This is a genomic window from Azospirillum brasilense (assembly GCF_001315015.1).
Classification (GTDB): Bacteria; Pseudomonadota; Alphaproteobacteria; order Azospirillales; family Azospirillaceae; genus Azospirillum; species Azospirillum brasilense.
Window position 1 is genome coordinate 398,389 of sequence record NZ_CP012914.1, and the last position, 21,520, is coordinate 419,908.

General features: G+C 66.5%; 14 protein-coding genes. 2 read left to right on the forward strand and 12 right to left on the reverse strand.

Annotation, left to right across the window (positions count from 1 at the left end; translation table 11 throughout):
- Position 1: 1 nt before the first annotated feature.
- The 10 genes from AMK58_RS01825 to AMK58_RS01870 are packed head-to-tail and all read right to left on the reverse strand — an operon-like array spanning position 2 to position 15,515.
- Entirely contained in the window at positions 2-1,687 is a 1,686-nt protein-coding gene (locus AMK58_RS01825) for an ATP-binding protein (protein WP_035683415.1), read from the reverse strand.
- Between the two features lie 12 nt (positions 1,688-1,699).
- Positions 1,700-2,848, reverse strand: coding sequence for a hypothetical protein (locus AMK58_RS01830; protein ID WP_035683413.1), 1,149 nt, complete (start codon positions 2,846-2,848; stop codon positions 1,700-1,702).
- The gene (locus AMK58_RS01835) at positions 2,845-3,663 is read right to left on the reverse strand and encodes a hypothetical protein (RefSeq protein ID WP_035683411.1); all 819 of its coding nucleotides are present in this window, start codon (positions 3,661-3,663) and stop codon (positions 2,845-2,847) included. The genes AMK58_RS01830 and AMK58_RS01835 overlap by 4 nt, the downstream gene beginning before the upstream one ends.
- Entirely contained in the window at positions 3,660-7,898 is a 4,239-nt protein-coding gene (locus tag AMK58_RS01840; protein WP_051141020.1) for a hypothetical protein, read from the reverse strand. The genes AMK58_RS01835 and AMK58_RS01840 overlap by 4 nt, the downstream gene beginning before the upstream one ends.
- On the reverse strand, positions 7,895-8,965 hold the full coding sequence (locus tag AMK58_RS01845; RefSeq protein WP_137165163.1) for a hypothetical protein: 1,071 nt from the start codon (positions 8,963-8,965) through the stop codon (positions 7,895-7,897). The genes AMK58_RS01840 and AMK58_RS01845 overlap by 4 nt, the downstream gene beginning before the upstream one ends.
- Complete coding sequence (locus AMK58_RS01850) at positions 8,962-10,152, reverse strand: hypothetical protein (protein WP_059398538.1); 1,191 nt, start codon at positions 10,150-10,152, stop codon at positions 8,962-8,964. Before AMK58_RS01850 ends, AMK58_RS01845 begins: the two co-directional genes overlap by 4 nt.
- Positions 10,149-11,663: a restriction endonuclease subunit S gene (locus tag AMK58_RS30215; RefSeq protein WP_144026804.1), complete on the reverse strand. Its 1,515-nt coding sequence runs from the start codon at positions 11,661-11,663 to the stop codon at positions 10,149-10,151. The genes AMK58_RS01850 and AMK58_RS30215 overlap by 4 nt, the downstream gene beginning before the upstream one ends.
- 6 nt (positions 11,664-11,669) lie before the next feature.
- A complete protein-coding gene (locus AMK58_RS01860) occupies positions 11,670-13,736 on the reverse strand; it encodes an HsdM family class I SAM-dependent methyltransferase (protein ID WP_035669487.1) in 2,067 nt (688 codons plus the stop codon).
- A gap of 16 nt (positions 13,737-13,752) precedes the next feature.
- Complete coding sequence (locus AMK58_RS01865; RefSeq protein ID WP_051139991.1) at positions 13,753-14,133, reverse strand: hypothetical protein; 381 nt, start codon at positions 14,131-14,133, stop codon at positions 13,753-13,755.
- Positions 14,130-15,515, reverse strand: coding sequence for a restriction endonuclease subunit S (locus tag AMK58_RS01870; RefSeq protein WP_035669481.1), 1,386 nt, complete (start codon positions 15,513-15,515; stop codon positions 14,130-14,132). Before AMK58_RS01870 ends, AMK58_RS01865 begins: the two co-directional genes overlap by 4 nt.
- 350 nt (positions 15,516-15,865) lie before the next feature.
- On the opposite strand from AMK58_RS01870, the gene AMK58_RS01875 reads away from it, so the two are divergent.
- Positions 15,866-16,843, forward strand: coding sequence for a HamA C-terminal domain-containing protein (locus tag AMK58_RS01875; protein ID WP_035669478.1), 978 nt, complete (start codon positions 15,866-15,868; stop codon positions 16,841-16,843).
- Between the two features lie 393 nt (positions 16,844-17,236).
- Positions 17,237-19,294 carry a DEAD/DEAH box helicase gene (locus tag AMK58_RS01880; RefSeq protein WP_035669476.1) on the forward strand — a complete coding sequence of 686 codons (2,058 nt, stop codon included), beginning with the start codon at positions 17,237-17,239 and terminating at the stop codon, positions 19,292-19,294.
- 360 nt (positions 19,295-19,654) lie between these two features.
- On the opposite strand, the gene AMK58_RS01885 is transcribed toward AMK58_RS01880, so the two are convergent.
- Both AMK58_RS01885 and AMK58_RS01890 read right to left on the reverse strand, forming a co-directional pair.
- Entirely contained in the window at positions 19,655-20,938 is a 1,284-nt protein-coding gene (locus tag AMK58_RS01885; protein WP_059398540.1) for a tyrosine-type recombinase/integrase, read from the reverse strand.
- 299 nt (positions 20,939-21,237) lie between these two features.
- Positions 21,238-21,465, reverse strand: a complete 228-nt coding sequence (locus AMK58_RS01890) for a YMGG-like glycine zipper-containing protein (RefSeq protein ID WP_014238634.1) — start codon at positions 21,463-21,465, stop codon at positions 21,238-21,240.
- Positions 21,466-21,520: the final 55 nt, after the last annotated feature.

The window sequence follows — 21,520 nt, forward strand, 5'->3', positions numbered from 1 at the left end:
GCTAGCCACCAAACCTCCCCCAGACATTGAGCACCTCGGGCGACTCGCCGCCGTGAATCAGCGCCTTTGTGCCGACGCGAACCAGCAGAGGAGCCGGGATCGATCGGCCGCAGATAAGCGCCTCGCCCGTCGAGAGACCGGGAAGCTGCTCGAGGTCCGCCGCGCTCACCATGTCGGAGGTCTTCGCGATGAAACGCTGGTCGTCGGGATTCCGGAGCCGCATGGCGATCAGCGTGTTGCACTGCGACGTCACGTCCGGGTCGAGCTTCGACGGCCGCTGGCTGACGACCGCGAAGCCGACGCCGAACTTGCGTCCCTCGCCGGCAATCTTCTTAATGATGCGGTGGCTCACAGCCGGCTCGCCGGCCGGCGCGAAGTTGTGCGCCTCCTCGTAGACGATGAAGCACGGGCGGATGCGGTCGGTCTTGCTCGACGCCGCGCGCAAGATCTCACTCGAGATCAAGGCTGTGATGACCTGCTTCGCCGTATCGCTGAGCCCCTGAAGATCGACAATGACCAGGCGGCCGCGACGATCCATGGGCCTGCCGACCATGTCGTAAATGTCCGTCGCTCCGGCCAATCCCGAGTGATAGAAGCTTTGTGCCTCCTGTAACACGCGCGAGAGCTTCATCGAGGCGACTGCGGCGCTGCGACCGTTCAGTGCCGCCGCCTCCGCTTGGCTCAGCTCATCCCACTGCCGAACGTCTTCGATGCCGTCGCCAAGATAGTGGCGCAGGCGGTTGATGTCTCGCGGTGTTGTCGTTTCGTGCGCGATCCAGTAGCGAATGGCGACGTCCAGAACACGCTGCTGAGGCTCTGTCAGTCCCGGCAGAATCTCGCTGAGATCGTCCATCTCGAAGTGGTCGAACTGCAGGGACAGCTCCTGATTGGCACCGGCATACTTCTGTCGGAAGGAGGCGATCTGTGGGCTGTAGATCGAGACGCCGGCGCCCGCCTCGCGAAGGCGGGTGAACGCCTCACAAATCGCTGGCAGCACCGTTCGGTCTCGCTGGTCCTCGAGCTCGTCGGGCCGCTCGTTGAAGTGCATGCGCCCGCCCTGCAACGCACGCCCGTACTCGCCGTGGGGATCGAAGACGACGACGGTGCCGTTGTTGAGGGCGACGAGGCGCTCGATGATGCGGCCGACGGTGTACGACTTGCCCGAGCCTGTCATGGCCAGAACCGCCAGGTGCTCGGTCACGAGGCGGTTCACGTCGAGATAGACGGGAACCGCCGTGGCCCCACGTTCGTAGCCGACAAGGTTGCCGATGTGCAGGCTCGAGTGCTCCTGGAACTCATAGAATGCGCTCAGGAACTGGAAATCCACGGGTTCGACCGGCGCGCCGGGATCGAGGGCGCGGCGGGGCATCTTGATCTGCCCCGTTTCGGCATCCCGGTAGCCGATCGCTTCGAGCTTGCCCATGATATGCTCGCCCGTCACATGTGCGCCGGGCAGCAGCTCCAACTCCGTCACTGCTTGGCCGAGCCCGGAGTTGTACAGGACGTTGCTGCGGCTGATGCTGACGATCCTCGCGAGGACGTCGGATGCGCCACCGTCTTCCTGTTCGCGGTGTCGGACGCGTACAAACTCGCCCCGCCGGCCGGCGAAAGATGAGTTCAGCACCATCGACAGGTTCGTCGGGTCGCCGGTGTTGCCGACCAGGCGGCCAAGCATGTGTGTGGCCATGGCGAATTCTCCTTACGTCGCGAGATCCCAATCCGAAAGCCAGATGCTCTCGAGTTCGCGCCGCTTCAGCTCACCGACGACGCTTCGGCTGTAGTTTTCGAGGAAAGGTCCAAGGGCGTTCAGTTCCCGTTCCGCAAGTTGGACCGGCAGCGGTGCCGTCAGCGCGCCGCCCACCGCCGTCAGCGCCATGGTCATGCCAACAACCTCGTCGATGGCTTTGGCCGTCCATGTGGGCGCGTCGCCGACGAGCTGCATCAAGCGCGGTTCCGTGGTCTGTCCCGCCCGGAAGTGAAGCCCGATGACGCCCAGATCGACGACGGACCCGGGTTCCATACGCGGAGCGTGGACGTTCATCCGGAAGGCAGCCGTTCTCGTAAAGCTCCCAAGAATCCCGTGGACGAAGCGCCGTTCACCGACGCCGAGGATCGCGTCGCGAACGCCGTCGAGCGCGGCAAGGTGGCTATGGTCGAACTCTTCGGTCGGCAAGAGCTGGCTGCGCCCCTCCGGCGAGCGCAAATCCTGCTGCGCCGACTGCACGATGGCGCCGAACCGCTGCGAGGCGAGGCCGACGATAATGGGTCCACCGGCTTGCCAGGGGAAAAGGCGCTCCCGATGGCGTGACCAGAACGTTTCTATGGCGTCGAGCGTTGCCGCGTAGGCCGCCTGGTATCCCTCGTCGCCGGTGCGGTTGACCGGCGGAACCATGCCCCGGTCCATGACCAGCGGCGTGTCGAGAAAGATGAGCCGCGCGCGCTCCTCCGAAACCGCCCGTTCGGCGAGTTCGTAGGCCTGCCGCATGGCCACCAGGGCGAGGCGTTTCGATTGGTTCTCGTAGTTGATGTCGTCGATCTCGCACGCGCTGTCCTGGCCCGCCGTCGACATTGCGTTGTGCTCGACCAGGAGGTCGCATCGCGCTGCGACTGCTCCGTACAGAAAGCCGCCGATCGTTCTCGCGGTCGCGGAATGCGTCGCGATTCCGGATACCCGGGTGTTGATCGGGTTCGGACGATCGATGGCTCGAACGAGCCCCGCCTTCACGAACAGCGGCGCAACGCGCTCAAGGTCCCGGATCTGCTTGAGCAGTCGCCCAACGGTCCCGGGCAGACGGACCTGGGATTGTACCGCGAGCGTCTGTGCGAGCGAACGGTTGGCGGTCTTCATCGGCTGGACCCTTCGCGAAGCGCGCTGACGTAAGGCGCGTATGGGCTCTGCATCACCAGATCGTACGCGTCGGCCGTCGGCGTGACGCCAAGAACGAGGCCCTGCTTGCGCAGCTCCGTCAGGAGCGCGCGCGCCTTTTCGGTGGAGAACCGGAACACCGGCGAGGACCGAAGCGCCGCGACGACCTCCTCCTCGTCCGTGAACGGCCGGCTGAGCAGGAAGACCAAGAAGCCGTAATGGTCGGGCTGCAGCGAAGCCGTCGCGGGTGTCGGAGCGGCTTGGGTTTCCCCGGTAAGCGCAACGAGGTTTCCAAGCCAGCTCTGAAGCTCTGCGGGCACATCCAGCACGGCGAGGGACCACAGCGGCAGGCAGGTGACCGCGAAGAGCCCGGCTGCGGGGTGGAGTCGGTAGGCGCCCACGCAGACGCTGAGATCGCTCCACGTCGCACCCGGCATCGCCGGTGCCTGGAGCCTGCCGGTCAGCCGGTACGAGACTTCGGGCGCCAGCACCGTGGCGAGCCCTTCGCCTCCACGGGGCGCGGACTCCATCCGCTCCGCCCGCCAGGAGACGGGACGCTCGCTGGGCGCAACGGCGAAGGGGGGCAGTAGGAGGAGAAGGTGCCCCGGCGCACGGGTCCACTCGACTAGCCGGGCTTGCTCCCCGTCGTCGGCACCCTGGAAGCCGTCGGCGAACGCAAGGACGGCGGCGCGACTGCCGGGCAGCTCCGACGTTGCCGTCGCCGCCAGCGCCTCCTGCAGGATCCGGCCGCGACGATGGGTGGCGAGGGCTCCGTGGAGAAAAACCGGGACGGTCATGGCCGTTCCCCCAGGCGATAGGTTCTCTGGATGAGCCCGCGTCGCACCAGCGCGTCCGCTTCCTGTAGCGCCAAGTCGGGATCGCGCCCGTCATCGAGCGCGGCCACGATGGCGCACCAGCGGTCGAAGCTCACGCCGGCTCCATGGAGCAGCGCCTCGCCCTCGGCGCTGTTGCCCTGGGTGTGTGCCTTGACCAATGCCTGCGCCGCGACGAGCGAGCCTGCGTCTTCAATGTCCGTGAAGGTCAATGGCTTCGGCCCGGCCACCCCAAGCGCATGCGCGAGAGCTTCGCGGCTGCGCTGCGACCAGAACAGTTGCGGGTCCTCGAGAAGGCGCTTCCGGTACTCGGTCACGGCGTTTTCGACTGTTATGACGCTGCTCAGCAACAGCATCAGGGGTTTGCGCGGCTCTTCGAGCAGATCGCGGGCTTTCAACATCAGGGGTTGGAAGTTTCCCAACCGCGCCGGGCCGTCGTATTCGGAACGCAATCGTTCCACGTCCTCCGCTTGCGCATTCTCCAAGGCCTCTTGAATCAGGGCTGGCCGTTTCTGCAGCTTGTCGAAGGGTATCGCCGAGGATGGGTAGCGAAAGTCGGCCGGCGCCTGCGTCAGCACCGTCTGAAGGGTTGAAATTCGCTTCGTCGCGTCATCGAGGTCCGTCCGCAGTTTCTCATAAACGCCTTTCAGCTCACGGAACGCGGTGATGATCTGGCCCTCGCACCGGTCGAGCGGATGCTCCTTCCAGGTCACCAAGTCGAGGCCCACCTCACGCGCGAGGTTCTCCAGCTGTAGGGTTGCCTCCGCGACCTGGAAGTCGCGCAGGTGCTGCCTCAGTGTGCCGGGCTCCTTCGCCTGACCGACCTCAGTCGCCCCGGGCGTGGCGGTCGGTGCGAGGGCACCATCGAGAATGTGCACGATCTTTTCCAGGGAGAGCGTGAAGAGGGCGATCGGGAACCCCCGAAGCGACGCCACGTCCACGCGGATCTCGTCGGCCAATGACACGGTCCGCACGCGGATGCGCTCCTCGGCACGGCGGACAAACCCCGCGAACAGGGACGCGCGGCGGATACGTTGCCACAAAGGCACATCGTCGAGATGGATGTCGAGGGTCCGGATGTTCGCATCCTGCTGCAGCGCCTGGAAGTCCTCGCGGCGGTAGACCCAGTTGACGGCGTCCAGGACGCGCCGCCGGCGCTGCGCGGCAATGCGGTAGCTCTCAGCCGTTGCCGACCGGGTCTCGAACGCATCGAGCGCGTCGAGGTCGGTGCGGCTCTCCTTGAGTTTCTCGCGGGCCTTGAGTGTCTTAGTCCCTGGTCCGGAACTCTCCGACGCGAACAGCTCCTTCACGAGCCCGGCGCCGAAGACCGTTTCCATGTCGCTGACCAGCGTCGGGTACTCGGTCGTCAGCCAGTTGTCCGCTTCCTGAACGGATCCGCGCAATTCGGAGCGGGTCGTCGGCGTGTAGACGTCGTTGGTCGTCGCACCGGGTTTCGGCTTTCCGAATCCCAATTCGCAGATGAGCGACATCCACTCCAGGTAGATTTCCTTAGGCTTGACGCCCTCCCAGATGTAGCCCCAGAACCACTCGTGTTCGGCATGGGCAAACGACCACTCGCCATCCAGCACGCGCTTGATCGTGCCGACGAGGAAGGCAGGGAACAGCGGCTCGGCCGAATCGTCGAGGCGCGAGAACAGCCCGGCCCGTTCGCTGTCGAGGTAGCCGGCGGCGCGGGCTTTCGGCGACACCCCAAGCTTGGCCAGGAGCGCCTTCAGCGCCTCGACGTCCACCCTTGACTTATCATCGAGATCGGCGAGGGTGACCGACTCCTGTTTGTCGATGGCAAGGACGCGCCAAGCTCTCCTGAGCAGTTCCTCCTCCGCCTCCTTGAGCCGACCCGCTGGCCGGAACGGCCACGCGATGCGGCCGAGATCGTCGAGTTGACGGCGGAAGCGCCCCACCTCGTCCGAAAACTGGCGCACGAGGCTTTGCAGGCGGTTGTTGAACGCCGTCGTGAATCCGTGGTGATCAAGGCGAAAGCCGACGCACGCCGACGTCGCGACGCCGACCTGGTGGAGGATGTGCTCCTCGGTGGAGGTGAGCTGATACAGAAGCAGGTAGCCCTTCGCATCCCTCAGCGTTTGGACGGACGGATTCGCCATCCGGTCTGCCAAGGCCCGGGAGGCCGTGAAGGCGACCACAGGCGTTCGCCCCTCCTCGCCGAACTGGGTGCTGGCCGCCTTGCACAGGCTCACCAGCTCGTCGTCGTTCTTCACCCACGCGAAGAGAACGCGCCCCCTCGGATGCAGCTTCAGGCCGTCGAACGTGACCAGGCCCCCCGAGGCTCCCCGGCTTCGCGGCGCCGTGCCAATGACGGTCAGCGACTCGTCGCGGATGCCCGAGGCCACGGCGTCGTAGGCCCAATGCTGGTCGATGACGCGCATCGCGCCCACCAGCATCTGCCGCGCCCGCTGCTGCTCGGTCTGCGCCCGCAGCGCCGACAGCGCCGCCTCGTGGGCGGCGTTCTGGTCGGGGTCGCGGAAGATGAGCGATGTCTGGCCTTGCTTGCGGTGCCGCAGATCGAGCCGGGCGATCATCTCCACGCTCGGTCCGACGTGCGTGGCCGTGTCCGGTTCGAGATCCTCCGCCCCGAGGAAGCGGCGCCACAGGGCGCGCGCCGCGTCTTCGGCGGCGGGGTGCGGATAGAGGAGCGACACGAGGTGGACGAAGTCGGTCTGGCGCAACGGGACGACCAGTGTGTGCTTGCCATCGGTGCGCGGCCGTCCCTTCGTCTCATGGATGGCGTAGGTGCCGAGGTTGGAGAGGAGCTGGCCGAGGTCGAGCGGCTGATCGACGCCGCCGAGCCGCCACATCCCGCGGTCGCGGGTGAATTTCGACACGCGCAACGCTTCGGCCGCCTCTAACCCGTCCCACGCAACGCGGCTGAACAGTGTGACGACGGGTTCGTCGTATTCGTTGCGGGCGCCCAGCACGGCGGCGCGCGTCTCAGCGGAGTAGGCGTCGAGGGGGACCGGAAGCTGGCCGTACAGCAGGTCGCGTGCGGTTGCCAAATGCGACCGATCCGGCATCTTCAGCATGGCGATGGCGTTGTGATCGAGGACGTGCTGGCGCACCCGCCCCGATACCCGGACCAGCTCGTCGAACAGGGAGCCCACCGTCGGCGTGTCCGTCTCGCCCCGCAGCCGCTTGTCGCGCAGGCGTTCGTCGATGCTCGCCATGATGACGTTGAACCAGCCGAAGTTGCCCGCGCTCATCGCATACGCGGCCTCGACCAGCCCCTGCGGGTAGGACTCGGCAAGCCGCCCGTCGTCACCCAACGCCTGCACGAAGTCGCTGACGTCGGAAAAGGCGTTCGATTGCAGCTCCTCCATCTCAAAGCGGCGCACGGTCGACTGGATCTCGCGCAGCTCGTCGCCGATGGCCGGAGAGCAGAGGGCGACGTAGCGCAGCCAGGGAAGCTTGCGGCGTGGATCCTCCTCCTTGATCGCCTTGCCCATCAGCTTGATGGCACGGCCGTCGAGGTGCTTGATGTCGGTCGAATCGAGCCCGAAGGTCGCCGCCTCGGCGGCGGTCTCCAACTCGTCCAGCACCACGAGCACGTACTTGATGCCCAGCGACTGAAGGTAGGCGTAGGCCGCCTGGCAGAGCCGGGTCGCCAGCTCCGGGTCCACGTAGAGCGTCTCGTCGGAGTGGTTGGCCGAAACCTCGAGCGCCGCCGCGAGCCTCTGCGCGTCGAAGCCGGCGACGGCGAGGCGGTCGGCCGCCTCCTTCGCGATCTGGCCCTGGATCGAGCCGTCGAACGTGCCGCGGGCCAGCGGCAGCAGCGCCTTGTAGAGGCCGTAGGCGAACCAGTTATCGACGTTGTTGTAGTCGTTCGCGACCTGGCTGTAGCGGACGTAGAGCCCGAGGTACTGGTCCCGGTCCTGGTCGTCGTGGAAGAGCTGTGCCTTGCTCAAGGCGCCATCGTCGCCGCGCACCCACCAGCCGCGCGAGGTATCGTTGATCTGCGCCACCAGCTCGTAACCTAGGCGCGACTTGCCGATGCCCCAGCGCGCGACGACGGCGAAGACGTGCGCGAACTTCTCCGCCTCGTCGTCGACGAGGTGGATGAAGTGTCGGAACGCCTCGAAGAAGCGGCCCTGGCCGACGATGGGGTGGCTGAGCGGGTAGCTCGACACGCCGGTTGCGGCCCACTGGTGCTTCGCCTTGTTGGTCATCGTGTCTGCTCCCGTTCAGTCCCCAGCGCGGCCCAGGCGTTGTGGAAGGCATCGTTGAATTCGGAGTGGACGACCCAGCGCACGAGCTTGCGCGATGCGTCGGCGTGCAGGCCCCGTCCGTGGCGCGCTTGGCCGGGCTCCGCGTCGAGCAGTTCCAGCGCGCCCCGCGCCATGGCCAACTCCATGAGCGTGTCCATCCAGCGCGCGAAGGTGTCGTCGCCGGGGCTCACACCGTAGGTCGCGAGCAACGCGCGCAGCACCGGCTCGACGGCGACGAAGCCACGCAGATCCGCCTGTCCGGCTGTGATGTCGCTGAGCGCCTGCGCCGGCGTGGACGTGCCGGCGAGGTCGGCCGCCAGCGCGCCGGGCAGCGTCACGTCGCCGGTGCGGCTGAGCCAGCCCACCGACTCCAGCAGATGCAGGGGGGCCGCGAGCGGCGCCAGCGAGAGGTTGTCCTTGCGCTTCCTGCGCTTCAGGACGTCGGGATCGTACGCCATTCCCACGCTGCGTGTCCGCGCAAGCCAACGTCCCGCCGTCCGCTGCTCGAGCCCGGCGAACCAAGCCGCCGGCTCGCCATGGCGGTGCAGGAGGAGCGAGACGCCTGCCTTCAGCCCCGCGCGCCCGCTGCGCACCGCGGCCCAATGCCTGAGTTCCCAGTCGCCCCGCTGGAGCCGCAGCAGCAGCAGCCGCAGCCACGGGCTCTCCCGCAGGAGCAAGGCCGAGAGCCGCTCAAGCCCGCGCGCCGGCTCGTCCTTCCAGTGCCGCAGCAGCGCATGGGCATCGTCGGTCAGCTCCCAACGGTCGTCCGCGTCGCGGGCGACAAGGCCCACGCCGGGCAACAGCGTGCGGTCCTCCCGCCGGAAAAGGCCGAACAGACCGACCGCACCGCGCCGGGAAATCACCCCGGAAAGGCAGCGGTCGGCCACCGCACGCGGCGTGCCGGTCAGTGGGGCACTCCGTTGTGCCGCGAGCGCGTCGAGGGCGCGAAACCAGGACTCTGGGTCGCCCGGCTCGGTCCAGAAAGCGGGGCGTTCGAGGTGGAGCAGTGGCTCGGAGGGTGCCGTCATGACGCCACCTCGCCGCTCGTTCCGGCGCCGGCGCGGGCGATCCGTTCGGCGGCCCAGGTCTCGGCGGCCCGGCGCACAGCGGCGGTCACCGGGGAACCCAGCCGGTAAAAGGCCCGGCTGCCGAGCGCGCGGTAGCAAGCGTCGGAGAAGGCGGGATCGATGGCATAGGCGGGGTGCCGGGCGCCGGTCCCATGCTCAAAACGCCAGACTCCGCGCCGCTGCACGGCGTCGACAACGAGCCCGAGCCGGTCGTCGAGCGTGCTTGCCGTGACGCGATGACCGAGAAGCGTGACGCCGAGCTGCGCCAGAGCGCGCCGCACCAGCTCGCCGAGGGAGCCGCAGCGGACCTCCTCGCCGTTCGGCCGCGTGACGACCACCTCGACGCACGGCGGCCTCTGGAACTGGGGGAGGTGGGCCGGCTCCAGCTCGAAGGCGATGCCGCCGGACACCCGTTCGGCCTCCCACGCCTCCTTGGTGAACACCATCTGGGCGAGCAGGAAGGCCCAGGGATGATGGAGCGCCCAGCGCATGACGTCGCCTTCGCCGCCGCGGCCGTCGAGCGCGCCGCTGAGGACCACAGTCGCGGGCGCGGTGTCGGTCGCCTCCGGCAGGCGCAGGAGCCGCCCGGGCCGCCAGGCCGTTGACGGGTCGTCGAAGACGATGTCGGGCAACGGCTGCGGCGTCGGCGCGCCGTCCGCCATTCCGGCGGTCGCGGCCAGCGCGCGCAGCAGCACCGGAAAGGCCGGAGCCTCATGGGCGGCGGCGGGCAGCACGGAGCGTTCCAGTTCGCCGAAGGGAGTCGGCGACAGCGACGGAGCCTCCACCGCCACGAGCGCGCCGGCGAGGTCGCCTGCGCCGGTCACGGCCTCGGCCAGCGCCGCAACGTCGCCGCGCTCACTCATCTCGGTGAAGCGGGCGCGGAGCACGCGCAGCCACGCGGCGCGCACATCGGACAGCAGCGAGACCACCGCCGGCGCCGCCTCCGCCGCGTCGGGCAACCGGTCGGCGAGCGCCACGGCGAGCGGGGTCGCCACCAGCACCGCTCCCCGTTCGCTCCACAGACCGCCGGACTGTATTCCCTCCAGGCCGTCGAGGGCGGACGCCGGCACCTCGCCCTGCGCGAGCAGGCTCCGCACCGCGTCCACCGTGCGCGTGAGCGCACGCCGCTGGAGGGCGGCGACGGTCATGGGCCGCTCCCTTCGTCCGGCTCGTCAAGGAGCGCATAGAGACCGTCGAGGTCGGGGATCAGCGGCGGGGCGTCGGCGCCATCGCCCTGCCGGAGCGATTGGAGGACGGCCCGGTCGGCGTCACGTTTGCCGGCCTCCAGCCCCTTTTGCGCGGCGATCAGGTCGGCTTCGGAAAGGCGGCCGTCGATGAGGTATTCGACGAGGAGCTTGGCAGAAGAGACAAGACGCTCAACCGCTCTCAGACAAGCGTCCTCGGCTTTAAGCGCGACGTGAATCGCCGAAGACTGCTCTATCAAAGCCCTGGGTAGAGGCAGCGAAAGCAATTCGTCCTGACCTATTTGCGGCTGCACGGCACCATACGAGATTTTTTGCAGGAGCACTCGGCCCGCATCAGAATTGAGGAATGCCGCAACAACAGCAGCTTCTTGCTCGGATTTGTACCTCAAACGAATAAGGTGACTGCTGATCGCGGCGCATGTGTCATCTTCAAAGACGGGCACTGCAACTCCGATGCTCCCCGTGCGCACCACCAACACGCACCGTGTATCGATTTTCGCCTTCTCCGGAATCGGAACATTCGGCCCAAGTCTAGGTGCGGTTGTTAGTGCAAGGCGCCCACCAGAAACCTCGGCCACGGTGATGTACGGGGTGCCAAGATCAGAAAAATTGCGGTGCTCGAACCCGTTGCTCACATTTTCTACGAGCGATCCAAGTTCTACGCTGCTCCTTGAGACCGACTCGAGCACGTTCATCGCTCGTCGCCCGTAGTACTTTGCGTCAAGCCGGTTGTTAAGGTTTGCTGAAGGAACACGGTTTGCCCGCCGGTCTGCAGTGCGAAGGGCATCGGTCACGTGAGGAAGGTTGAGCAGCGTGTTCAGTCGGTGGCGCATCGTCCTCGCACGCGCACGCAGTCGCCCGGCCTGCCGGACCTTGTCGCCGATGTAGCGTTGGGCTTCCGAAGCAGGCAGAGGAACCTCAACAAGGCGCAAATCACACAGGTTAATACCAGCCTGAACTGAACCAGTTATCTCGCGCGCAAGCTGCCGTTCTCCAAGAGGAGACGAGAAATACGCAAGAACCCAACCAGAGTCGACCCGACCGGTATCGATGCGAACGCGTGCGAGATGTCGGTTCACCACGACACGAAGCCCGTCTTCTAAACGCAGCATCGCAGGGCGCCCGACATAACCGCCAATGGCGACAAGTAGGTCGCCATCGACTGCCTCAGCCCGCCCGAACTCACGGAACAACTCTTCACTGACCGGATCACAGTCAGCGGCGGAAACAAACATTCCGTCGAAGCGTTCTGCCTTCGCAACGCGAAATTTCGCACCGCGGTCATCTGGCTTGAGAACTCCGTAGACAATAGGCGCTGATGATGCCCTCAATTCATCGAGCGATTCTCGTGCCCACAAAGCACGGAGTTCGCAATCGCGGAGATGTTCTGGCCGATAGTATGTAGGATCAAGTCGATTGGGTGTAAGGCCGAGAGACCCAATCCGCGTGGTCACGACCATTTACTCCCCCCGCACATACGCGCCGACAATGGCGGCAAGGTCGTTGGGAACGCCCGCACCGTAATCCTCGACGTTGTTCTTGACGACGTAGCCGAGCGTCTCGGCGACGGCCATGAACACATCGGTTTGCGGCTCGTCCTGGAACTTCTCCGGGTTGTCCTTGCGGGCGTGGCGCTTCTGGAGGTAGAGCACGCTGGTCTTGGCGCCGGTGCCCGACAGCTTGAAGGCGTCGGACGGCAGGCTGAGGACCGCCTTGACGATGGCCTTGCCGCCGTGGAACTCGCCCGTCGCCTCGTCCTTCACGCCCATGATGTACTCGCGCACGTAGCGTTCGCCGGAGTTGCAGAGTACACCATCGGGCAGCACGATCAGCAGCCGTCCGCCGGGCTTGAGCAATTGCAGGCAGCGGTCGAGGAACAGCACCGCCGGGTCGGTGTTGGTGGAGGCCTCCTTCCACACGCCCTTGCTGTTGGGCGAGCCGCCCATGGCAAGGCCGGTGACCGTCGGCGAATAGTCGTAGCCGCCGCCGCGGCCGGTGCGCGGTTCGAGGTCGGAGCGGTAGGTCGCGAGGATAGCCTGCATCGCCTCCTCGTGCGCCTTCTTCGCCGTGTCCTGGCCCTTGCTGAACTTGGGCGTGCCGAAGGGCGGGTTGGTGCAGATCAGGTCGAAGCTGCCGGGTTCGAGCTGCGGGCTGGTCAGCGAGTTCTGCGTGTAGAAGATGCGGGCCTTCGGCGCCCCGAGAAGCGCCATGTTGACCCGCGCCAGCATCACCATCTGGGGCGAGGAATCGGCGCCAACGAAGCTGTGCTCGCACATCTCCGCGAACAGCTTCCGGCGGTCGTCCTCGGTCGCGGTGCGGCGGCCGCTAAGCTCGTCCAACGTGCGCCGCAATTGGTTGAGCGCCACCGAGAGAAAGCCGCCGCTGCCGCAGGCCGGATCGCAGAAGCGGAAGGCGGGCCGCCCCTTGTCGTGGGCGACGAGCTTGGCCGCGTCCTCGGTGCTCCGCTTGATGTCGTGGAAGGCCATAGCCAGCATCGCCTGCTTCACCGGCGCCGGGGTGAGATAGATGCCGAGGCCGCCCTTCGACTCGAAGTTGGCGCGCAGGAACACGTCGAACGCGCGGCCGAGCACGTCGGCGGCGATGTCGGCGAGCGTGCCCTGCTTCTTCAGGACTTGGTTCCGGTTGTCCGTCACCGGCCCCAGATCCTGGATGAGCGACAGGACCGCCTCGTAGTTGCCCGGCTGTTCGAGCCGGAGATAGCTGTGCCGGTCGAAGATGGGGTGTTCCTCGCCGGCGTCGTCGGTGACAATGTAGTCGGGGTGCAGCTTGAAATGCGCGAAGGCCGAGCGGATCTCGGCGACCGCGGCGCGGCCGTGCGCCTTCACGTGCGCTGCGGAGAAGACGTTCATCAGATCCAGCGTCCGTCCTTCGTGTTCAAAGGACAGCGGGGGAGGGTGGTGCAGGCGGAACGACTCCAGGAAGAGGAGCTTGGCGACCTCCTCGATGATGTCGTTCTTGCCGTTCACCCGATCCTTGTGCGTCTGGTAGATGCGCTCGTGCAGCGCGTTGAAGCCCTTCATCAGGCGGTCGTACATGCGCATCGACCAGCGGTAGGTCGGGTCGACCTTGATGCGCTCGTAGTCGTTGATCTCACGGACGCCCGGCAGCTTGTCGATCTGATGCGGCGTCCCCGGCGTCACGTCGAAGACCGCCTCCAGCTTGCCCTCGGCGTCCTTGACCACGGCGAATTGCGGGTAATGGTCCGCCGCTGTGTCGGAGGGCGGCAACGTCCATGACAGCGCCGCCACGTCGTCGGCGTTGCTGCGGTTCCAGGCGCCGGGGGGCAGCACAAGAGCCAGCACCCGCGCGGTCTCCACGCCTTCGTGGCGGCCCCACACCATGGCGGCCGCCATTCCCGGCTCGCTCACCTTGAGGTCATGCTTCTGATCGAAGCCGGCGACCGCGAGCGTATGGGTGAGCGACGCGAGGACGTTGCTCTCCTCGGAGCCGACGGATGCCGCCTCCTTCGTCGTGGTGTCGGGCGAAACCTTCTTGGGACGTGCCATGGGTGTTTACCTGAGCCTACGGGGCAATGCGGATGAGGTTCGGGCCGAAGACGTCGAGCCCGGCGGCGCGCCGGGCGATGGCGAGGATCTGCTCGTTCGTCGTCACGAAGTCAGCGGGGAGGCGGGCGCGGACCTGCGCCGCCTGGATCGGTTTGCCGGCGAACGAGCGAACGGCGTCGATGATGGCGGTTTCCAGCGCCTCCTCGGGGCGGGAGGCGCCCACGTGGAAGGTGCCGGACTCGTCGCGCTCGACCCCCGGCGCGCACAGGAGGAAGAGCTCGACCTGATCGCGGCTCCAGTCCAGACCCGACAGCCGTGCGCGCTCGTGCAACTCATCGAGGCTGAGACGCTTGCGCTTCAGCGTGTCCAGCAGGTCCTCGGCGTGTCGTAGCGTCACCGGAGCGCCTCCTTCATACGCACGGGAGATGGCATGAACGGCGCGTGGACGGCGTCGAACAGCGCGGCGAGCTCGTTCATGAGCGACGACCAGCGGCGATCGAGCGAGCGGCGCTGCGCATGGTGCTGCTCGATGGCACGCTGCCAGCGGTCGCGCACGTCGCGCGACGGCGCCGGGACTCGCAACGACCGCAGGGCATCGGGCGGGACGAACTGCTGGGCGGACCCGACCGTGAGGCGGGCCGCCTGAGAGCGCAGTGCCGCCGTCGTTAGCAGCAGCGCCCAGGCCGCGGGTGTTTCACGGAAACGGAGCCGCACCCAGCCGTCCACGGGGTGCGTGTTCGGCGGCATGTCCTCATCGGCATAGGCCGCGCGAAAGCTGGTGCCGAGGGTCGAAAGGAGAACGTCGCCCGCAACGAGCGGCTTCGCCAGCGTCCGGCTGGGGATCAACTCCGACGCGTGTGCATCGGCCGCCGAGGGTGCGAGAAGGTCGTCACCGACGTCGCTCAACCGTAGAACGCGCGCGCCATCCGGGGCGTGGCAGAGACGGGTGCGGTCATCGAAGCTGGCAAGCTCGTCCAGGGCGACCCATCCGGAGTCCTCTTCAAGCGCCGACTGTTCCGCGCGAAGCGCCGTGGCGGACGGCAGCCAGCTCTCGTTCGAGACCGCGTCGCGGGCGAAGAACGAACCTCCGGCAAGGTCATGTTCGGTGCGGGACGTCGTCGTCGTCGCGGCGTTGGCCTCTTCGCGCGTCCGGTGCAGCGCTTCGCTGACCAGCGTAGCGTCGTCGAGAATGTCACGAACGCGCGCCGCCAGCCCGTCCATTTCCGGCGGAACGGGCGGCACCCGCAACGCCTCCAGCGCACCGAGCCCGACCCGCTTCAACACGCCCGATTCAACGAGCAAAAGCTGCTCGTAGCCGGGGTGGTTGAGGCAAAGAGCGACCCACACCGCCGCTGACGTCGTGAGCCCTCGAATGATGAGCGCGTTGCCGTCGACCGGGTGTCGCCTCGCATTAGGCGAGACGAACGCAGCTCGCACGGGGACGAGTTTGTTCAGCACAACATCGTCGGGACGCGCGCACCACCGACCGGCGATCCGCGGCGGAGACCAATGCTGCTCCGAAGGCAGCAGGCGCAGGTGACCGATGTTGGCTTGGCGGTAAATCGGCGTCGCCGCCGCTCTGGAGTCGTAGGTGAGGGCGCCAGGCGTGTCGCTTACCCGCCAACCTTCGAGGATCCACCCTCGCAAATCGCCGATCGATCGCCCGCCGCGGCCGGCGCGAAGAGCCGCTGCCGCCAACCCGACAAAATACCTCGGCGCCCAGCCGGCGGCGGCCTCCAACAGCTCGGGCGAGATGATTTTGTACGGTACGTGCGACATCACAATGTTACTTTGACAGCTTGGTCAAGCGCGGTCAAGGAACTTGTGAGGTTGCACGTATCGATGATAGGCTTTCACGTGCTGGGGTGACGCTCACCCGATCGTGCATTCGCGGCCAATGCGGCGCAGCCGCATCGAAGGATCGGCGGGACCCGACAGCGCGGTACGCCGGATCATGGCGCGATTGGCGCTTAAAATGATACAGGAGCGCTTGTTACAAGCGGAAGTCGTGTGGCGGAGGTGCGGTAATATACCATCCGGGGAAAGTGAGGTTGCGCGATGCTCGCTGTGGAGGCCAAGCACGTCGAAAGCCGGCAGATCGGTGACGGCATGTGTTCGATGCAGTTGTCATGGACACGCCCATAAGCCTTGAGGAGGCCCTCGACCTCCTCGCCGGGAAGCACGACAAGTTCAACGCGCGGGTGCGGACGGTGTCCAGCATCCCCGTGGACGGGTTCCCGCGCGTCAAGGCCAGCTTCTATTACCTGGCCTTCCAGGACGGCCTCCCCACGATCGAACAGTTCGTCAAGTACCTGAAGCACCAGCTGGTGGCGTTCTGCATTCCGCGCCGGGACCGCATGCGCGTGCGGGCGCAGATGCAGGCCGACCCCGACGAGGCCGAACGGCTGGTGCTCGAGCAGTTCGAGAAGGCGCGCGATCTGTTCATCAAGGCCAAGGAGCAGCAGAAGAAGGCTGGGGAGCCGGGCGAACTGATCCTGTTCGTCCTGTTGGAGTGGGCGTTGCGGGCGCCGCAGCTGATCTCGAAGATGTACCTGAAGACATCCCGGGAGATGCCGGTGCATGGCACCGACGGCATCCATGTCGGTCTGCACGACGACGGCATGACCCTGCTTCTGTACTGGGGCGAGTCCAAGCTCTACGCCGACCTATCCGATGCGCTTGACGCTGTCTTCGAGTCCGTGGGGGATTTCATCAAGGACGACGGCAAGCGGAATCGCGAGATCGACATTGTGCGTGACCACATGAATCTCGGAGAGGATCAGCAAGCGTTGCGCGATACCCTGCTCGACTATCTCGACCCCTATTCGGAGAAGGGCAATCAGAGGCGGCACGTGTTCGCTTGCTTCGTCGGCTTCGATTACGCCCGCTATGAACAGCTGCGAAAGCTGCATCCGGACCAAGTCGAGGATGAGTTCCGGAAATTCTTTGAGAAGCGCGTGGCCGAAGCCGTGGAATTGCTGCGGCGCAGGCTCGGTGCTGTGGGGATGGAGGTGGTGAATTTCGAGTTCTTCCTGATCCCCTTCCCCTCGGTGAACGCGTTCCGCACCGCGTTCTTCAAGCACACGGGCATCGGCGATGCTGGATGAACTGGCCGACCGGATCTGGGCCAATCCCAGGTTCCAGAAGGAACTGCTGACCTTGATCGCGGCTCGTGTCCGGCGGTCCGCCCTGGGCGAGGCCGCCGCTGACGGCGCGGATGCTCTCGATGACGATGCGCTCGCCCGCCTCCTGCAGTCCGCTGCGGTGCTCGCGCAGTCCGCCGAGGCGGCGCACAAGGAGGCCGCCTATCGGATCGCCACGGCGATCTACACGCTGTACGGCGCGGCGTACGACCAGCTGCCGCAGCTGCTCTATCTCGTCCTGTCACGGCTGGGAAATTTTCCGGCGATCCGATTCAGCCATGGAACGGTGCAGGCGCCTGAAGGACTTCCGCTCCCAGTGGCGATCGAGGCCGGCCATCGCCTGATCGGCACACCGTCATGGTGCGGCGGACGGCCCTCGGCTCATCCGAAATCGTGCTCACCGACTTCCAATGGGATGTCTGGGGCGCGCTCGACGAGGGGGCATCGCTCGGGACGTCGGCACCGACATCGGCCGGCAAGAGCTTCCTGCTCCAGGCGTTCATCCGGCGGCTCTGGGCGGCGCCGCCGCGTCCCCGGGTGGTCTACATCGTCCCCACGCGTGCACTGATCAACCAGGTGTCGGGCGAGCTCGTCGCCGCATTGCGCAGCGACGGTGCCGATGAGGTCGGTGTCGTTACCGTGCCCCTGACGGCCGACCAGCCGGTCCCGAACGATGCGCTGTTCGTTATGACGCAGGAGCGGCTGCAGCTCATCCTCACGAACCACCCGGAAGCGGCCTTCGATCTGGTGATCGTCGACGAGGCGCAGGCCGTGGGCGACGGCGGGCGCGGCGTGATCCTCACCGCCGTCCTGGAGGAGCTCACGCGGCGGAACGCGGCGGTCCAGATGTTCTTCGCCAGCCCCAACCTGTCCAACCCGCAGATCTTCGGTCGTCTGTTCGGCCTGAAGAACTACCGCCACTACAAAAGCCGCGACGTCGCGGTGGCACAGAACCTCATCCACCTGGATACCTCGGGCGCTGATCCCCGCCGCATCCGGGTTTCGCTCAACATGGGCGGCGCGAAGCAGCCGCTCGGGGAGCTGATCGCCAGCGACGACCTGACCGGGGTCAAGCAGGCGACGGTGCACCTCGCCAACCTGTTCGGCCAAGGCGGTCAGAGCCTTGTCTATGCCAAGGGCGCGGCTGACTGCCAGAGCTTGGCGACCGGTCTGATGCAGCTCGAGGCTGCCCGCGCCGAGACGTCCGGTTCGCCGGAGCCCAGCGCGGAGCGCAGACAGCTGTCGGCATTCATCCGGGAGAGCGTGCACCCCAAGTTCGCCTTGGCCGAGACCGTCCTGAGTGGGGTCGGCTTCCACTACGGCGCCATGCCGCCCCTGTTGCGGCGGACCATCGAGGACGCCTTCCGAGATGGCGAGTTAAAGTTCCTGGTGAGCACCAGCACACTGCTGCATGGGCTCAATCTCCCGGCCCGCAGCCTGTTCCTCAACCGGCCTCGTCGCGGCAACAAGTCCCCTCTCGAGTCCGTTGACTTTTGGAATCTGGCGGGGCGTGCCGGGCGGCTCGGCAAGGAGTTTGAGGGCGACGTCTACCTCATCGATTACGATGACTGGCCCAGCCAGCCGCTGACCGGGAGCCGCAAAGTGGAGATCCGCTCGACCCTGGAGGAGCACGTGCGCGAGCGGCCGGAGGAGCTGATCGCCTACATTGGTGAGCCGGACCGGAAGCCTGACCGTTCGGGCGCCGATGAGTTCGAGAACACCTTTACAAAACTCTATGCCGACCACCGTGCGGGGCATCTCGACGAGGCGCTGAATCGCCTGGAGGTGCCACCGCGATCCGAGGTGCGCATCCAGCTCTCCGATGCCCTGCGCGCGGCGGAGCAGCTCGTTCGCCTGGATGATTCCGTCGTCCGGGCCAGCCCAACGGTGTCGGTCTACCGCCAGCAGCGGCTGTACGACTACATGCTGGCGAAGATCGCCAAAGAGGGGCCCGAGTACCTGATGCCGGTCCATCCGCTCAGCCCTGGCGCCTACGAAAGGCTGGTAGCCATCTTTAAGCGATGCCACACCCACATCTTCCAGTGGCCTGCCGCGGATCGAAGCCACCTACGGGCTGCGGCCTTCGCCCACCCTTGGATGCGCGGCGCGCCGCTGCCGCAGATCATCGACGCTCATTTCGAGTACGAATCAAGACGGAACGAGCGGTACACCACCTCCAACGCGATCCTCGCCACACTCAAGGCGATCGAGGAGGACGTGCGATTCACGTATGTGCGGCTGACTGGCTGCTACAACACGCTGTTGAAGCGTGCGCTAGTCGAGAAGGGGCACGCCGAGCTCGCCGAGCGCATCGTTCCTATACCGATGTTCTTGGAAGTCGGCGCCTGCTCCCAGACGATGAAGTCGTTCATCGGCATGGGCCTGTCGCGCATTTTCGCGCATTTCGGCGCGTAAGCTTGCGGGGGAGGCTGCCCGGCAGAATATGGGGCTGGCCGAGACCAAGGCGTGGGTCCGAATGCAGGACTTGGACGTTCTTGGCGTATCGCCGATCATCATTCGCGAGATCAAGCGGGCGCTGCGGGCCGCCTGATGCTCCCAACGCTTATGGTGATCCGGCCTCAATACCCCGGTCATCTGGCCACGCGAACTGGCTTAAACGCTTCAGTGTGCGGTCTAGCAACGCCAGCGACCCAACGGCGCTCGTCTGCTGCGTCCCAGCAAGCCGAGCCCTATGGGTTTGGATCTGTTGCTATCTGTCGACTTTATCTCTGCGGCGCTCGCTTCAGTAAGATGAAATTGAAAAAGTTTTTTTGTTCATCCCCCGGCAGATAGAGGCAAAACATTCTTATCCTGAACGAAGCCGAACGATGGGGCGGTCTGGCGGACCATGTCAGCCACGTAGGACTGCGCCAAGTGCCCGTAGTGCTGCTCGACCATCCGCGTGTCGCGGTGGCCGAGGTTCTGCGCGACTACCATCAGCGGCGCCCCGGCCATGATCGTCAGGCTCGCCCAGGTGTGGCGCAACTCGTGAAAGGTGAAGGCCGGGTCGAGGCCGGCGCGCCGCACCGCCTCCTTGAACGGGCGCTGGTGCAGGTCGCGGTCCCAGCGCCCGCCGTCCTCGCGCGTGAGCAGCGGCTCGCCCATGCAACGGCCGAGTGTCAGCTGGCGGCAGGCCGCCATGCCCTCCTCATTCAGCACCACGTGCCGCGGCTTGCCGGACTTGCTGTCGCGGATGAACAGCGTGCCGCTCGCCGCCTGGTAGTCGCGCACCTCGAGCCGGCACAATTCGCCGTAGCGGGCGCCGGTGAGCAGCGCCAGTTGCACCAAATTGCGCAGGTCGGGCGGGCAGGCGTTCATCAGACGGCGCGCCTCGTCGTGGTCGAGGAAGCGCGAGCGCTGGCGCTCGACGCCGCCGAACTGCTGGACGCGCGCCCAAGCGTCGTTGCTTGGGATCAGCCCCTCGCGCCACGCGCGGTTCAGGGCCGCGCGCAGCGTCACCAAGTGCCGGTTGGCGCGCAGCCGGCGCTTGCGCAGGGCTTCTTCGGGGTTGGGGTCCTCGGCGCGGTAGCGCTGCGCCGTGCCCTTGGCGGTGCGCAGGCGCGGCGGCTCCTCGGCGATCGCACGGTGCCATTTGCGGATCACCGCCGAGGTCAGCGCCGCCGTGTCGAGCGCGCCGAGGCGCGGCAGGATGTAAGCCTTGACGTAGGTGTCGAGATGCTTGACCGACTTGCGGTGTGTCTTCACGTAGTCGAGGTAGTCCTCCAGGCACTGCGCCACGGTGTAGGGGCCGCGCCGCACGCCGGCCTCGGCGGCGGCCTTGGCCTCGCACCAGCGCCGCGCCCGGGCGCTCGCCTGGTCGAAGGTGAGGACGCCGGCGCCGTCCGCCTCCAGCGCGTCGTCGGCTTGGCCGAGCGCGTCGAAGTGCTGCGTGCCCAACGCGTCGCGGTGGCGCACCAGCCAGCTGCCGGCCCCTTCCTTCAGCCGCCGGTAGCCGAGGTAGCTGCCCTTGGCCAGGCGCGCCCAGTAGGGCTCGCGGCGCGGGGCGAGCTTGGCGCGCGCGGTCTTCGAGCGGGTGTCGGGGGCGGCGGAACGGGCCATGAACGGGTCTCCTCGTACGGAATCGGTACGAAAAAGCGTCGGCGGTCGGGCCCGGATGATAGCAGACAGGCGTTTGCTAAGCCATTGAAATTCCACAGTCCGCCAACGTCCGCTGGCATCCGTTCCGGTCTTGTTCCGCCATTCCCAAGCTTACGACGAGGGTTCGATTCCCTTCACCCGCTCCAACATCTCCTTGAAAATCAGACGTCTGCTGAAGCCCTGACATTGAGGGCGCGCAGGCGTGCGGGGTGGCCGCGGACACTGGTCCGGCGGCCTAATTCCCGTTGTGAAACCGGTGTTTACCGGTGCTTGCCGTTGTTGGAGGTCAGGGCGCCCACCGCGGCGCCGGCCGCGCCGCCGATCACACCGCCCATCACGGCGCTGCCCCCCGTCAGGGCGCCGACCGCGGCACCGCCCGCGGCGCCGATGGCGCCACCTGACAGCGTGCGCTGTTCGCGGTGGCTGAGGTTCGAGCAACCCGTCAGAACAAGGCCGCCAACCACGATCACTGCCAGTTTCTTCACCATGATCCTACCCGTTTTCTTCCCTGCATTTTTGGGTGCCGCCAGCCTCGGAAGCCAG